Origin of the sequence: Dethiosulfovibrio peptidovorans DSM 11002, from assembly GCF_000172975.1 — a bacterium.
Lineage (GTDB): Bacteria > Synergistota > Synergistia > Synergistales > Dethiosulfovibrionaceae > Dethiosulfovibrio > Dethiosulfovibrio peptidovorans.
On the sequence record NZ_ABTR02000001.1, the window covers coordinates 403,257 to 417,127 of the forward strand.

The following is a 13,871-nucleotide window of genomic DNA, read 5'->3' on the forward strand; positions in this document are numbered from 1 at the left end:
CTTACCTCTTCTCCTTCATGAAGCCCTTCATGAACTCGGCCAGTTCCCCGGCGCCCTCGACGGTCATGGAGTTATAAAGCGAGGCCCTGCAGCCTCCGACGCTTCTGTGTCCCTTGAGCCCCATCATGCCCTTCGACGTGGCCTCGGCGACGAAGGCCTTCTCCAGGTCCTCCGAGGGAAGACGGAACACTACGTTCATCTCGGAACGGTATCTCTCGTCCACAGGGCAACGGTAAAAACCGTCGCTGCCGTCTATTACGTCGTAGACAAGGGAGGCCTTGTCACGATTGTGCTTGGCCATGGCCTCTATGCCGCCGATTCGTTTCATCCTCTCCAGGACCAGTTTCATAGCCCAGATGGGGAAGACCGGCGGGGTGTTGTAAAGGGAGTCCTTGTTAGCGTGGGTCCTGTAATCCAAGTAGGCTGGAAGACCGTCGGCGCAACGCTCCAGTATGTCATCCCGTACAATCACGATGGTCACCCCGGCGGGGCCGAGGTTCTTCTGGGCTCCGGCGTATATCAGTCCGAACTTCTCCACAGGAACGGGATGGCTCATTATATCGCTGGACATATCGCAGAACAGCGGGACGTCTCCCGTATCGGGCCAATCCTTCCACTGGACCCCTCCTATCGTCTCGTTGGAGGTGATGTAGACATAGGACGATCCGTCCGACGGTTTAACATCTCCGGCATCGGGCAAAGACACATACCCCTCGGATTTGCCATCGAAGAGGACGTTTACCGAACCGATCTTCTTGGCGTCGTCGTAGGCCTTTTTAGACCATGAACCGGAGACTACGAAATCGCAATGGCCATCTTTGGGAAGAAAGTTCATCGGTATCATCCCGAACTGAAGTGTAGCCCCACCTCCAAGGAGAAGCACCTTGTAGTTATCCGGAACCGCGAAAAGCTCCCTTATAAGCGAGATGGCTCCCATGTGTACCTCGTCGTAGGTGGCGCTTCTGTGACTGGTCTCTATGAGAGAGAGGCCCGAGTCGCCGTACTCCACCATGTTCTTCTGGATTTCCTCGAACACTTCCAGAGGAAGTACCGACGGTCCGGCATAGAAGTTCAGCTTTCTAGTCATATTACAGGACTCCTTTCTCCAGGTTCTCCTGGATTATGCTCTCAACCTCGTCGCCGATACGAAGGAGGTTTTCCGATGTGCTGGCTCCTATGTGGGGGGCCATAAGGACCCTGGGCGCCTTCAATATGGGATAGTCCTCGGCGGGAGGATCGCTGGGCCACACGTCGGTACAGTAGGCTCCCAGCTTGCCGCTCTCAAGGGCGGCAGCAACAGATGTGGCGTCCACGCACAGACCCCGCCCGGTGTTCACCAAAACCGCACCGTCCTTCATGGCTCCAATGACGTCCGAGTTTATCAACCCTCTGGTATCGTCGGTCAGAGGCAGATGGAGGGATATGTAGTCCCCTTTCGAAACCGCCTCCTTGACATCCGAGACGAGAGTTACCCCCAAATTGGACGCTCTATCGGAATCCACGAACGGATCGTAGGCGAAGACCTCCATTCCGAAGGCCGAAGCTCTCTTGCTTACCTCAGCAGCTATGTTTCCCAGGCCGAAAAGGGTGAGCTTTTTGCCGCAAAGCTCAGTCCTCTTAAGCTTCTTTTTCTCCCAGGCACCTGAAGCCATGGAGTTGTGGGCCTCGACGAGACGATTGGGGACCGCCAGCATCATGGCGAAAGCCAGTTCCGCCACAGCGACGGACGATGCCTTGGGAGTGTTTCTCACCGAGATTCCTTTGGAGGCGGCGAACTCCTTGTCTATGTTGTCGGTGCCGACCCCACCCCTTATTATCAGCTTGAGGTTGGAGGCCTTCTCGATATAGTCCCTGGTACACTTGGTCTTGCTCCTAACCAAGACGACATCTGCCTCGGAAAGCCTGCCTGTATCGTCGGTGACCTCGCCAAAACGGGACAGACGATCGGGAAGGGATGGATCGAACGCGTCGGAAATAAGTATCAACATAGCTATCACTCCTCGTGCCAGGATAAAAAGAAAGATCTGGTAATTCTACAAAAGAAAGGAGCCTTTTTGCAAGTGGAAATTTCCACATCGCAAAAAGGCCCCTGCCGAATTTATCGTCTATTGTCCTACTCCATCGATTTGGGAGGGCTTTTCGATCTAATAGGCCCACCCGAAAGAAGGGTATCGAATCGATCGTGAGGAACCGGAGGGCTGAAAAGGTAACCCTGTAAAACATCGCATCCTATAGATCCTAGAATCCTCATCTGCTCCGCCGTCTCGACCCCCTCGGCTACTACCTCCTTGCCCAGAGAGTGTGCCAGGGTAACCACTGCCTCGGCTATAGCCAGATCTCCCTTGTCCTCGGGGATACCGGAGATGAAAGACCTGTCGATCTTCAGACGGCGAACGGGAAAGCTTTTCAGGTAGGCCATAGAGGAATAGCCTGTACCGAAGTCATCTATGGATATGCCGATCCCCCTTCTGACCAGATTATTCATGACCTCCACCGCCCGATCCTCGGACTTTACGAGTACGTTTTCGGTAAGCTCCATATCCAACGAGCCACAGGGGAAACCGGTCTCCTGAAGGATCTGCTCCACCTTGCTGACAAGTGCAGGGTCGCTGAATTGGCGCGCAGACAGGTTGACCGACAGCCGCAGGTTTGGAAATAGCTCCAGCCAGTTCAGGGACTGAGAACAGGCTCTTCGTAAAACCCACTCTCCAAGGGGAATGATTATCCCCAGTTGCTCCGCCACAGGGATAAACTCGTCTGGCATAACGAACCTCCCAAGTCGACTGGATCGCCAACGAAGAAGGGCCTCCATTCCGTTGATATCTCCTGTCCTGGCGTTCACGGTAGGCTGATAATAGACCTTGAACTCGTCCAGGTCGATGGCCTCTCTGATGTGAGCCCCTACATGGAAATAGCTTTGTGCCTCCTGGGAGAGAGACTGAGAGAAAAGACGAAACGACCCCTTGCCGGAGATCTTTGCGGCCTGAAGGGCGACGCCTGCGTTGGTTAGGAGTTCGTCATCATCGTCTCCATCGTCCGGAAATATCACAACTCCACAGCCCATAGAGAGGTCCAGTCTTTGCCCTCCCAAGGAAAGCGGCTCTGAGAGAATTTTACTCAGATCCTCCGCCGTCTTGAACACCGCCGAACGATCCACTATACCCGGAAGGACCAAGGCAAATTCATCGCTCCCTATTCTAGCCACGGTTCCCCCATCTTTCTCGAAGACCTTCAGCCTGTTCCCAACGGCAACGAGGACCTCGTTTCCGACGGAGTGTCCCAAGGAACCGTTTATATAGCTGAAATCGTCGAGATCGCACAGAAACAGCCCCAGCATGGTCCCGTTATGACGGGTCATCGACACGGCCATATCGAGCCTGTCCAGAAAAAGCACTCTATTGGGAAGTCCTGTCAGGCCGTCCATCTGTCTTTCAAGACAAAGGGAATCGGTGATACTGCGCAATTCGTCGTTTTGCGAGTTGACCAGTTTCTCCAGCCTTAGACGATACTCGCGGTTCTCCCTTTTCAGAGAGGCCTTGGCCAAAGCCTGATCCACCGCGTGACGGAGCATCTCCACGTCCGTCACAGGTTTCATCAGATAGTCCCAGGTACCCAGTCGGATAGCCTTCACCACGTCGGCCACGTCTCCATCGCCGGAGACCATTATCACAGGGAGGTCGGGAAAACGGGGAACCACTCGCTCCAAAACGTCCAGTCCGGAGATCCCCGGCATCATTATGTCTAGCAACATAAGATCGGGGACATCGGTCTCCAAGGCTTCTAGGGCATCCTCCCCGGAGGAGTGTTTCACCACTACGTGCCCGAAGTCCTCTAGGCATAGCGCCAGACTCTCCCTCACGGAGACGTTATCGTCCACTACCATGATCGACGCCATGACTCGACACCTCCTGGGAAAGAGCCTCAATCTCGTCCAACAGTACGGTCAGATCGACGAGAGGCTTTCTGAACACCGGTACGTTTTCCAATTCGACGTATTGGGAACCGGGGTCGAAATCGGGAGAACCGGTGTAAATCACGCAGGGAAGATCCGGTAAAAGCTCTCTCATGTTCAGAATCAGCCGATCCCCCGACATGGCGGGAAGCCGAAGGTCCACTACGGCCACGTCCACCCGGTTAGTTCGAATCCACTCGTATGCACTTTCCCCGGAGTTGAAGGAGTACACCTCATAGCCGCAGTCCTCCAAGAAAGCCACTAAAGTAGCGCAAACGCTCAGATCATCGTCCACCACCATAACACGAGTCAAACCCGCTCATCCCCTCCTGCAGGAAGATCCACCATAAACCTGCACCCTCCACCATCGGGCCTCTCCAGGGACATCGCTCCATCGTGGTTTTCAACCACGATGAAGTAAGACACCGATAGACCCAGGCCGGTCCCCTCCCCGACCTTTTTGGTGGTGAAAAAGGGCTCGAATACCCTCCTTGCGACCTCATCGGACAAGCCCGGTCCGTTATCCTGAACCACAAGTCTAACGTATTCACCTCTGTTGATAATCGAGAGATAGAGTTTAGGTCTCTCCACATGGGCCTCCCACATGGCCTGAGAGGCGTTTTTCATCAGGTTCAGCAGGACCTGTTGAATCTGCCCCGGCTCGCATCTGACATCGGGAAGATCGTCGTCGTAGTCTTTAAAGATCTCGATCCCCCTGAAATCGAACTTTTTCTTCAGGTCATAATCGTTTTTGGCCAGCTCCAAAGTTCGATCCATCAGTGATGGAAGATCGCAGGGAAGATGGTCCTTCCCTTTTCTGGCGAAACTGAGCATCTCCTTGACTATCCCGGCGGCCCTCTCGCTGGATTCCTGTATGGCGTCCAGCATATCCGGTATCTTTCTGGAGTCCAGATACCGCCACAGTCCCTCCATGTCAATGCCCGATTCAACAGCGGCTTTTTCGTTCGCCGGCATGGAGGATAGCAACCTGTTTCTTAGGACGGCGGCGCTCTGAAGTATTCCGGCCAGAGGGTTGTTTATCTCGTGAGCCATACCGGCTGCCAACCCTCCTACCGAGAGCATCTTCTCCGACTGTATCATCATCTCCTCCAGACGAACCTGCTCCGTGACGTCATCTATTCGAATAACCGCACCCTGTAGGCCGTTAGCTATAAGGGGATAGACCGTTATGTCCTCAAAACGCCCTTCCCCCTCGGAGGAGGATGGAACCTTCTTCATAAATCGGGGCTCCCTGTCCAACAGAGCCTGCCCTATCCTGTCCAACTGAGCCTCCAACTCGGGAAAGACCGACACAAGAGATCGGCCCAAAGCGTCCGCTTCCTCCACTCCGGTCAACACCTCTGCTCCTCTATTCCATTGAGTCACGTTAAAGTCGGGGTCGACCGCCACCAAGACCGAGGGCATAGAGTCTATGACGTTCTCCAGATAAGCACGAAGTCGCCTCAGCTCGTCCTCCGCGAGACGACGCTCTTCTATCTCCCACTCCAGCTCTCGGACCTTTCTCTGCAGCTCGGGATAATAGCTCTTCCTGCCGGATACGCCTCCCAAACCCACGATCTTCAACCGAAGGTCGGCGTCCTCCCGCCCGTCTCCTCCTCTGCCCTCAAAGCGCTCTGACATACAGATCCTCCAGATCCTCTCTCTCTAGCCTGACCGGGTTGGTTACCATACAGGGGTCGTCGAAGGCATGTGAAGCCAATAGGGGAATCTGATCCTCCGTCACGCCTCTGGCCCTCAGACCACCGGATATCCCGGAAGACTCCCTAAGACCGTTAATGGCCCTTACCAACCTGCCCCGAACCTCGTCGTCGGAGAGACCGTCCACCGGGACCGATATCCTCCGAGCCAACTCTCTATACCTGGAGGGAGCTCCGTGAAAATTACGGTCCACCACGGTTGGCAACAACAAGGCGTTACACTCTCCGTGGGGCAGGTCCAGATAACCGCCCAATGCGTGGGCCATGGCGTGGACCGCTCCCAAGCTGGCGTTGGAAAAGGCCAGGCCTGCCTCCAGACTGGCCATCATTATCTCCCGTCGATCCGAGTCGTCCTCCAGAGCCTTGAACAGGTTCTGCGATATGAGTTCAACGGCGGAAAGGGCGTAGAGATCGGATATAGCCGAGCTGCCGGTCGACACATAGGCCTCGAAAGCATGAGTCAACGCGTCCAAGGCGGTGCAGGCAGTGAGATAACCGTCCATGGTTGAAAGAGTGTGATAGTCCACCAGGGCCATGTCGGGAATGATGGCCTTGCTTATTATCGCTACCTTTACCCCTCCGTTCTCGTCGTTTACTATGGCGAACTGAGAGACATCGGCGGAACTGCCTCCGGTGGTTGGGATACAGATCAGAGGAGGCATGGGCACGGCCACCTTGTCTATCCCCTTAAAATCGAGGATATGTCCACCGTTGGACACCACTATCCCGATACCCTTTGCGCTGTCCATGGGACTTCCACCTCCGACCGCGACCAGGCCGTCGCACTCCCCTTCGATGTAGGAATCCACGCCTTTCATGATCTGAGCCGATCTCGGATTGGAGGTTATGTCGGAGAAAATCCGCCACTCGACTCCCTCCCTGTCGAGGGATTCCCAGGCCCTTCGAACCCAACCGGTGGACAGTACCCCCGGATCGGTCACCAACAGAACCCTGTTCAAACCAAGATTGGCGGTACAGGATCCGACCAGATCCACCGCCCCCGGGCCGAAGACCACCTCTGGCATGACAAACCTTCTGAGCTCGTCGTAACGTTCCATACACTCCCCCCTTTCCGGAAAACCCTTTGTTCTACTGTACCTTATTTACCATCTATTTGAAAAGGGGCGACGGGCGGAGAATCCGCCCGTCGCCCCTTTTGCGACACAGATCTATTCAGGTTAATCTTCGCCTTTTTCCTCGATCAGCCTGTCTATCTTCTCCTCTAAAAGAGCGATCCTGCGAGACATATCGCTCTCCTGGTTCCCGACGACTCCGGGATCGATAAAACCGAAACAACGCCCGAAACCGCGGCCTCGGCCAAAACCTACACCGCGACCTGCGACTCCGGAGACACAGCCTCCCAGACCCCTTCCGGTTCCGGGACCTCCTCCGAGAGGACCAGTGGCATCTCTACCAGGCATATCGACACCTCCTAAAAATGATTTTCATTATCATATTAGTGCCCTTGCCCCTCCCTGTCAAGCCCCACAGATAGACTAAGAGGACAAAAACCAAAGGATCGATAGACCGGAGAGAATCGCGACGGCCAGATAAGCTCTCAGCCTTCCGCAATGGAGCTCTCTCATAAAAGAAAGAGGCTCTAAACACAGACCGCCTAAACGGGGAAGAAAGTCCTCGACGTCGGGAAAATGTCCGTCTCCAGGGGAAAACACCCTGGGGAAAGAGGCGAAGATAGCAGAACCTACGAGTATCGGACAGGACGCCGACAAGGCCTTTCCCAACTTCCATAACGAGGGACCGTCTGCCGGAAAAAACGGGAGCCAACGATGGAAGAAACCTACTCCCAAAGTGGCGACCGCCATTGCAACCATGACCTTGAACCTTCTCGAACTCGGTTTCCCCAGCAAAGGAGCCCGAGTCACCCCGGGACGGGCGGTACGAAGGTAACCGTATATGCCGAACTTACAGAAAGACAGAACGGTGCCAACTCCGGCTATCTGGAGAGACCACATTACCGCCGGATAGTCGCCCAAGGAAAGCTTTATCAGGGATTTAGACACATATCCGCTGGTCCCGGGAAATCCGGCTATGGAAGTAGCCCCCACCAGGAACAGAGCGAATAAAAGCGGTACCTCTCTCGCAGCCGTCCCGAGGTAGCGGAGATCTCTGGTCCCGTAGGAGTCCTCCAGACCTCCGGCAGTGAGGAAGAGCAACCCCTTGAAAAGGCAATGGGACACCAGATGGGCCATGGCGGCCGCTCGCCCCAACGCCGTTCCGCTGCCGATGGCGGCCACGATAAAACCCAACTGACTCATGGTGTGATAGGCCAAAAGCCTCTTTCCGTCGTGCTGCATGAGGGCCTGAAAGACCCCATAGAGGGCCATGACGACACCGATGCATAAAAGAGAAACCGAGGGGCCATCTGCAGCTCGGAGAAGGCCATAGATCCCCATCTTGACCGCATAGCCGGAAAGGACGGCGCTGACCTCGGCGGAGGCCCTACCGTGGGCGATCGGAAGCCAGAAATGGAGTATCGGGAGGGCGGCCTTGAAACCGAGGGCCAACACGAACAGAGGAAACAGGCCACTGGGAACCGGTCCCATCGGAAGTATCGGGCCTCCTGCCGAACCTATAGCCACAGCCAGCAACAAAAGAGCCCCACCGATAAGCTGTGAATATAGATACATCCAGGCGGCCGGCCTGTCCTTCTTTCCGATCATCGCAGCCAGGGCAAATGACGAAAGCTCCATGAAAAAGATAAAGACCAGCCAATCGGAGGCGATCGCTGATAGGCAGGCAAAAAGACAGAAACACCAAGGAGCCCACCTCTGAGCAGGGGTCTTCCAGTTACCGTAGACGTAGGAACAACCGGTCATGAACAAAGCCAGGACTATCATTACGGACGAAAGGGCGTCGACCCTAAACCACATATACACCAGCTCCCCGTCCTCAGATTCCCACAGCTACCATCAAGAAGACGGCCAAGACTGCGATATAGAAAAGATACCTCGCCAGGTTGCCCGAATGGACCTCTAAGATGCGATTAGCTACCGTCATAGAAAGATCTCCCAAAAGAGAAAGAAGGCTATCTACGTCCCGGGGGCTATATGTCGGTACGAAAGGCCAGGGAACAAGGCAGAAGAACGCGACGGCGATCATAAGGGACTTTAACGGATAAAGGGAGAACGCCACCGAGCCGAAGGGCGGGCACACACCTACGGCCAAGATGGCGACGCAGAACAGGGAGAGAGCGCCGACGACGCCTTTTTCCGGAGAAACGGACGGAGGTGTCGGAAAATCCCTTTTGAAGGGGCGGAGAAAAGCATAATACCCCAGTTTACACAGAGATAGAACCGTGCCCAGCCCGGCAAGGAAAAGGCACGCCTCTACGAGGGGATACCCTTCCAGCCCCGCCTTGACCATGGACTTCCCCCATCCCCCGGCGGTCAAAGGAGCCCCTGCCAGGGAAAGGGCTCCTACCGCGAAAAACGGAAAAAGCCAAGGTAGGTCCTTCATGCCCCGCCCAAGCTCCGCCAGATCTCTGGTGCCGTATCTTTTCTCTGTCTCCCCTACCGATAGAAACAGAAGCCCCTTGCTCAGGGCATGACCTAAGATAAGAGCCTCGCTGCCGTATCTTCCCAGATCGGTTCCGGCCGCCAAAGACGACACCATAAACCCCAGTTGTCCCATGGTGCTGTATGCCAACAGCCTCTTGGCGTCTCTCTGCATTACTCCCTGAAGGGCTCCGTAAAGGGCCATAAAGACCCCGGCGAAAAGCAACCAGGGGGACGGCCCCAGAGACATGCGAACCATGCCGTATATTCCCATCTTGACGGCATAACCTGACAGCAGGACGCTAGCCTCGACAGGAGCCTTGCTGTGGGTTCTCGGAAGCCAAAAATGAAGCAGGGGCAAAGCCGCCTTGATTCCCAGAGCCACATAGAACAGAGGCACCAGAGAAGACGGAACAGGCCCTATCGACAGTAGCCCACCGTCTGAAGAGTTTCCCATGGCGGAAGCCATGAGAAGCAAGCCCCCTCCGAGAAGCTGAGAGAACAGATAGAAACGAGCGGTAGGACGGTCTTTTTTCCCCACCATAAAGGCCAAGACTATAGAGGACAGCTCTACCCACACGGTAAAGAAAAACCACGAGGAGGCCAAAGCGGCTAGACAGGCGAAAAGGCAGAACAGATACGGCATAGGAGATTTCCGCCTAACGTACAGGTCTATGCAGAGAGTCATGAAAACCGCGAGAGCGACCATAAGGCACGAAAGCCTGTCGGGAAAGGGAATCACGGCGCCATCACATTTCGATAGAGGTCGCCGCTCATTCCGTAAATCCCTATATCGCCGAGAAAATCCCTGAACCAGGGGATAAGGGGCATTACGGCCAGGGCAAGGCAGAGGATCGACAGGAACAATATCGCTCTGAAGGTAACTGGATGAGGCCTTCTGTGGACGGGGGGCTCGTCGGAAAAGGAGAAAAAGGCCCTGGCTATCCTGAGATAATAAGCGGCTGAGACGACCGTGCCTCCTACCAAAACCACGGCAGGAACTACATATCCGGCCTCCGAGATCGCCCTCAGCAGGTACCACTTGCTGAAAAAGCCGCTGAAAGGAGGAACTCCCGCCAGAGAAGCTGCGAGAAAACAGAAGAGCAGTACGAACAGAGGCCTATGGAAGAAAAGCCCTCTCATCTCGGCTATTTCTCTGGTTCCTCTATCTTCCACCAAAACTCCAGACACCAGGAAAAGCCCCATCTTCGAGGCCATATGGACGAAGCTATGAAGGATCGCGGCACTAATTCCCAGAGCCGAACCACACCCGATGCCTACCAGGACGGTTCCTACCTGAGCGACGGTGGAATAGGCCAATAGACGTTTGACGTCCTCCTGTTGGAAGGCCATCAGATGCCCCAAAATAACCGACAGAGTGCCGAACGCCGTCATGACCGGCATAATACCTATGCCGGCATCCATAAACAGCAGATAGGACAGCCGGATCATCCCGTAGAGAGACACCTTCACCAGCACCCCGGAGAGAAGCGCGCTCACCGAGGTTTGAGCGGACGAATGGGCATCGGGAAGCCAGAAATGGGTCGGCACAGTTCCGCTCTTGACGAACAACCCCGTAAAGATACACCCCGCTATGACGGCCAAGGTAGCCGACGGCACAGAAGGAAGTACCAGGGAGAGGGCCGCCATGTTCAGTTGCCCCGTAGCCATAAACGAGTAGGCTATGCCCAAAAGCAAAAAAAGAGCTCCCACCGTTCCGAGTATCAGATACTTCAAGCTGGCCTCCACCGCTCGCCAGGATCTAGGAGGGTAGGAGACCATAAGGTAGGCGGCGACGGAGAATATCTCGAAGAAGACAAAGAGATTGAAGAGATCCCCTGTCAACAGGATGCCGTTTACCGACGCCCAGGAAAGGAAGAAGATCACGTAGAAACGCCAGGGAGAGAGACCGAAACGCTCGGTAGATACCGCCAGAGAAAGAGGAAAACCGATGGCCCCCAAGGTCAGGAAAGTCCCGGAGATCCGATCCACCACCAAGGATATCCCGAGCTCGGGCCCCCAGCCTCCCAACGTGACGGACAGCCCTTCCCACCCAGACATGGCCACGGATAAAGACACCAGAGATGAAACCGCCCCTATGGAGACGGTAAAGGCCGGTACCGCCTTTTTACCGAAGATGGAAAGCAAGGGGAGCAGAAAACCGGCGCAAAGAGGCACCAGAATGGCCCATACCGGACTCATCCTCTCAATCCCCTTATCTTGTCTATGTCCACTGTACCGTAGTGCCTGTGGATCTTTATGATGAAGGCCAGGGCCAAGGCAACGTCGCTGGCCCCTATAACGATGGCGGTCAAGGTAAAGGAATGAGGAAGAGGATTGACCGAGCCTCCGGGCCCCAGAGGCAGAAGAGGGGCACCCCCGCCAGGGACGAACCCCGAGGTCACCATAAACAGCAAGACGCCCCCCTCCATGAGAGAGAGACCAACCACCGTCTTGAAAAGGTTTTTCTTGGTGACGATAGTGTAGACCCCGATACAGAATACGGCTATGGCCGATCCATATCCCAAGAACATCATTTCCATCCCATCACACCTCCGGAGGAGGCCCCTCCACCGGGTCCTCCAGTATCTTGACCATGCTATAGAAAAGGGTGGAAAGCCCGGCACCTACCTTCATGGCTATGGCGAAGTTCAAAAGAGGAATAGATCCGGCACTCACCAGGTTCCCAAGGGAACCGGCGGGAAAACCGGCCCCGATGTTGGAGAGAAAGCCAGCTCCCTGGGCCAGACCGAACAGCCCGACCAGGGTGAAGATGAGGGCCCCCGACGACTCCAGGGTTTCCTTGGTCTTAGGGCTTATCCTGGAGGCCTCGAAGGAGGATCCGTAGACTATGCAGAACAGTATGGTGACCGTGGCAAAGACGGCACCTCCCTGAAATCCGCCTCCCGGGGAGAGATGGCCCATGATAACTATGGAAAAGGCATAAAGTATCAGGAACGGGACGATCAGTGCCAACCCCCTCCTGACTATGAAGGACAGCCCCCAGCCGGAACGGCGAAAACGACTTCGGGAAAACATCAAAGCGACTCCGCACACCGTGGTGTATATCACCGTGGCCTCTCCCAAGGTGTCGAATCCCCTGTAATCGAAGAGAATGGCGGAAACGATGTTCGACGCCCCGGTTTCACTCGCACTGTTGGCCACATAATGAGCGGCGGGGCCGTCCAACTCGCAACAGGAGAAAAAGAGCCCCCTCCAAAGCCACCATCCCAGGCAAAGACACAGAGCCGCGGCGGGCAGTCGTGACCGAAGGAATCTCATTTCAGATCGTCCTTCCTATCGAACTCACGCCCCTTCTCGGTCTGGCTGTATGCGACCAAAAAAAGAGACGTCACGAGACCGGAGTTTATTATCGCCTGGGTCAAGGCGACGTCGGGGGCCCTGAAAAGGGCGAACAATATGGCCAGCAAAACTCCGAAGACGGAAAGGGTTATGACCGAGCTCAGTATATCCTCCGCCTCGGCCGCCACTATGGCGGTGAAGACCAAAAACGCGCAGATAAAACCTACCAGGTAGACCGTCATGGCCGATCCTCCATGGCCTCTCCGTACTCGTCCAACACCGTTCCGTGGGGGGCTATGCCGTGACGATAGCAGGCCCGAGAGATGGCATGGGACGCCAGAGGGTTGGTCGCCAGAAAAAAGAGGGCTATCAGAACAGACTTGACCGCACCCTGCCAAGAAGGAGCTCTAATGGCCACCCCTATCAATATCAGCATGGCCCCTCCGGACAGAGCCTTAGTGCCGGCGTGAACCCTGGTGTATACGTCGGGAAAGCGGATCAAACCAACCACCGAGGCAAAGGCGAAAAACAGCCCCAAGACCATTAGGAAAGATGACAAAAGATCGATAAAGCCGCTCATAGATGGAGCTCCCCATGCTCGAAATACTTCGCCATAACCAAGACGTCCACGAAGGACAACACGGCGAAAGCCAGAGCCACATCCAAAAATACCATATCGTCGAATAACAGATAGAGGACCGCCAGAAAGGTGGTCAATATAGTGGAGACCGTGTCGGCTGCGACTATTCGGTCCGGAACGGTAGGCCCCATAACGACGCGATAAAACCCTACTAAACCGGCGAAAAGCAGTCCCCAAAGGACGGTATAGATCACGAGAACAACCTCCCTATTCTGGCCTCAAGATCGGATATGTCGGACCTTACCGCCTCCGTCCCTATCCCTCTGAGATCCAACACATGGACGAACAGATCGTGCTTGGACATATCGACGTCCAATGTGAGGGTACCGGGAGTGAGAGTTATCAGATTGGCAAGAAAGACCAGGGAGGACTTGTCAGGCACGTCGGAGTTCACCCTTATTATCCCGGAATGGAGGTCTACCTTAGGGGCAAGGGCTAGGAGGGATACTTCCCATGTAGCTTTCAGGAGATCCCACAGAAAACATGGGACAAAACAGAGAAAAGCCATAAGCCGAGCGAAGCCGATACGGGGGCATCCGAGCCGCCCACCTTCGTGACGAGGAGAAAAGGTCCGCCATACCAGACGGAACACCGCAATGCTTACCGCGATACCCACCGCCAGGAAGCCGAAATCCAGACGACCGGTCAACGATATCCAAAGGGCCATCAGAGAACACCAAAGGGCAACAGCCTTGAAGTACGACACGGGAAACCACCTCCCCTTTCGGAATAAGTCTAACAAA

Annotated in this window: 16 protein-coding genes; all 16 read right to left on the reverse strand. The window is 55.2% G+C overall.

Annotated elements, in window-relative coordinates:
* Nucleotide 1 precedes the first annotated feature (1 nt).
* The 16 genes from serC to DPEP_RS02170 all read right to left on the reverse strand — a co-directional run bounded on the left by serC (nt 2) and on the right by DPEP_RS02170 (nt 13,834).
* Nucleotides 2-1,087 (reverse strand): 3-phosphoserine/phosphohydroxythreonine transaminase, encoded by a 1,086-nt coding sequence (gene serC / locus DPEP_RS02095; RefSeq protein ID WP_005659154.1) that lies wholly within the window; start codon nt 1,085-1,087, stop codon nt 2-4.
* Nucleotide 1,088: 1 nt separating this feature from the next.
* Nucleotides 1,089-1,988 carry an NAD(P)-dependent oxidoreductase gene (locus DPEP_RS02100; RefSeq protein ID WP_005659159.1) on the reverse strand — a complete coding sequence of 300 codons (900 nt, stop codon included), beginning with the start codon at nt 1,986-1,988 and terminating at the stop codon, nt 1,089-1,091.
* Nucleotides 1,989-2,113: 125 nt separating this feature from the next.
* Nucleotides 2,114-3,895 carry an EAL domain-containing response regulator gene (locus tag DPEP_RS12595; protein WP_005659161.1) on the reverse strand — a complete coding sequence of 594 codons (1,782 nt, stop codon included), beginning with the start codon at nt 3,893-3,895 and terminating at the stop codon, nt 2,114-2,116.
* Nucleotides 3,867-4,265: a response regulator gene (locus DPEP_RS02110; RefSeq protein ID WP_005659163.1), complete on the reverse strand. Its 399-nt coding sequence runs from the start codon at nt 4,263-4,265 to the stop codon at nt 3,867-3,869. The genes DPEP_RS12595 and DPEP_RS02110 overlap by 29 nt, the downstream gene beginning before the upstream one ends.
* The gene (locus DPEP_RS02115; protein ID WP_005659166.1) at nt 4,262-5,593 is read right to left on the reverse strand and encodes a two-component system sensor histidine kinase NtrB; all 1,332 of its coding nucleotides are present in this window, start codon (nt 5,591-5,593) and stop codon (nt 4,262-4,264) included. The genes DPEP_RS02110 and DPEP_RS02115 overlap by 4 nt, the downstream gene beginning before the upstream one ends.
* On the reverse strand, nt 5,577-6,728 hold the full coding sequence (gene ercA, locus DPEP_RS02120) for an alcohol dehydrogenase-like regulatory protein ErcA (RefSeq protein ID WP_005659170.1): 1,152 nt from the start codon (nt 6,726-6,728) through the stop codon (nt 5,577-5,579). The genes DPEP_RS02115 and ercA overlap by 17 nt, the downstream gene beginning before the upstream one ends.
* Nucleotides 6,729-6,848: 120 nt before the next feature.
* The gene (locus tag DPEP_RS02125; protein WP_005659171.1) at nt 6,849-7,091 is read right to left on the reverse strand and encodes a DUF5320 family protein; all 243 of its coding nucleotides are present in this window, start codon (nt 7,089-7,091) and stop codon (nt 6,849-6,851) included.
* A gap of 75 nt (nt 7,092-7,166) precedes the next feature.
* Complete coding sequence (locus DPEP_RS12600; protein WP_005659173.1) at nt 7,167-8,561, reverse strand: proton-conducting transporter transmembrane domain-containing protein; 1,395 nt, start codon at nt 8,559-8,561, stop codon at nt 7,167-7,169.
* Between the two features lie 19 nt (nt 8,562-8,580).
* The gene (locus DPEP_RS02135) at nt 8,581-9,873 is read right to left on the reverse strand and encodes a complex I subunit 5 family protein (protein WP_198003017.1); all 1,293 of its coding nucleotides are present in this window, start codon (nt 9,871-9,873) and stop codon (nt 8,581-8,583) included.
* Between the two features lie 50 nt (nt 9,874-9,923).
* Complete coding sequence (locus tag DPEP_RS02140; RefSeq protein WP_005659176.1) at nt 9,924-11,387, reverse strand: complex I subunit 5 family protein; 1,464 nt, start codon at nt 11,385-11,387, stop codon at nt 9,924-9,926.
* The gene (locus tag DPEP_RS02145; protein ID WP_005659177.1) at nt 11,384-11,728 is read right to left on the reverse strand and encodes a sodium:proton antiporter; all 345 of its coding nucleotides are present in this window, start codon (nt 11,726-11,728) and stop codon (nt 11,384-11,386) included. The genes DPEP_RS02140 and DPEP_RS02145 overlap by 4 nt, the downstream gene beginning before the upstream one ends.
* Nucleotides 11,729-11,732: 4 nt before the next feature.
* Entirely contained in the window at nt 11,733-12,467 is a 735-nt protein-coding gene (gene mbhE / locus DPEP_RS02150) for a hydrogen gas-evolving membrane-bound hydrogenase subunit E (RefSeq protein WP_005659179.1), read from the reverse strand.
* Nucleotides 12,464-12,730: a Na(+)/H(+) antiporter subunit B gene (locus DPEP_RS02155; protein ID WP_005659181.1), complete on the reverse strand. Its 267-nt coding sequence runs from the start codon at nt 12,728-12,730 to the stop codon at nt 12,464-12,466. The genes mbhE and DPEP_RS02155 overlap by 4 nt, the downstream gene beginning before the upstream one ends.
* Entirely contained in the window at nt 12,727-13,068 is a 342-nt protein-coding gene (gene mnhG / locus DPEP_RS02160; RefSeq protein ID WP_005659185.1) for a monovalent cation/H(+) antiporter subunit G, read from the reverse strand. The genes DPEP_RS02155 and mnhG overlap by 4 nt, the downstream gene beginning before the upstream one ends.
* The gene (locus tag DPEP_RS02165) at nt 13,065-13,322 is read right to left on the reverse strand and encodes an MrpF/PhaF family protein (RefSeq protein WP_005659187.1); all 258 of its coding nucleotides are present in this window, start codon (nt 13,320-13,322) and stop codon (nt 13,065-13,067) included. Before DPEP_RS02165 ends, mnhG begins: the two co-directional genes overlap by 4 nt.
* The gene (locus DPEP_RS02170) at nt 13,319-13,834 is read right to left on the reverse strand and encodes a Na+/H+ antiporter subunit E (protein ID WP_005659189.1); all 516 of its coding nucleotides are present in this window, start codon (nt 13,832-13,834) and stop codon (nt 13,319-13,321) included. The genes DPEP_RS02165 and DPEP_RS02170 overlap by 4 nt, the downstream gene beginning before the upstream one ends.
* Nucleotides 13,835-13,871: the final 37 nt, after the last annotated feature.

Bases quoted from the DNA above. Each gene is read 5' to 3' on its own strand.
- serC (WP_005659154.1), bottom strand. From the start codon at position 1,087: ATGACTAGAAAGCTGAACTTCTATGCCGGACCGTCGGTACTTCCTCTG.
- DPEP_RS02100 (WP_005659159.1), bottom strand. From the start codon at position 1,988: ATGTTGATACTTATTTCCGACGCGTTCGATCCATCCCTTCCCGATCGT.
- DPEP_RS12595 (WP_005659161.1), bottom strand. From the start codon at position 3,895: ATGGCGTCGATCATGGTAGTGGACGATAACGTCTCCGTGAGGGAGAGT.
- DPEP_RS02115 (WP_005659166.1), bottom strand. From the start codon at position 5,593: ATGTCAGAGCGCTTTGAGGGCAGAGGAGGAGACGGGCGGGAGGACGCC.
- ercA (WP_005659170.1), bottom strand. From the start codon at position 6,728: ATGGAACGTTACGACGAGCTCAGAAGGTTTGTCATGCCAGAGGTGGTC.
- DPEP_RS02125 (WP_005659171.1), bottom strand. From the start codon at position 7,091: ATGCCTGGTAGAGATGCCACTGGTCCTCTCGGAGGAGGTCCCGGAACC.
- DPEP_RS12600 (WP_005659173.1), bottom strand. From the start codon at position 8,561: ATGTGGTTTAGGGTCGACGCCCTTTCGTCCGTAATGATAGTCCTGGCT.
- DPEP_RS02135 (WP_198003017.1), bottom strand. From the start codon at position 9,873: ATGACTCTCTGCATAGACCTGTACGTTAGGCGGAAATCTCCTATGCCG.
- DPEP_RS02140 (WP_005659176.1), bottom strand. From the start codon at position 11,387: ATGAGTCCGGTATGGGCCATTCTGGTGCCTCTTTGCGCCGGTTTTCTG.
- DPEP_RS02145 (WP_005659177.1), bottom strand. From the start codon at position 11,728: ATGGAAATGATGTTCTTGGGATATGGATCGGCCATAGCCGTATTCTGT.
- mbhE (WP_005659179.1), bottom strand. From the start codon at position 12,467: ATGAGATTCCTTCGGTCACGACTGCCCGCCGCGGCTCTGTGTCTTTGC.
- DPEP_RS02155 (WP_005659181.1), bottom strand. From the start codon at position 12,730: ATGACGGTCTACCTGGTAGGTTTTATCTGCGCGTTTTTGGTCTTCACC.
- mnhG (WP_005659185.1), bottom strand. From the start codon at position 13,068: ATGAGCGGCTTTATCGATCTTTTGTCATCTTTCCTAATGGTCTTGGGG.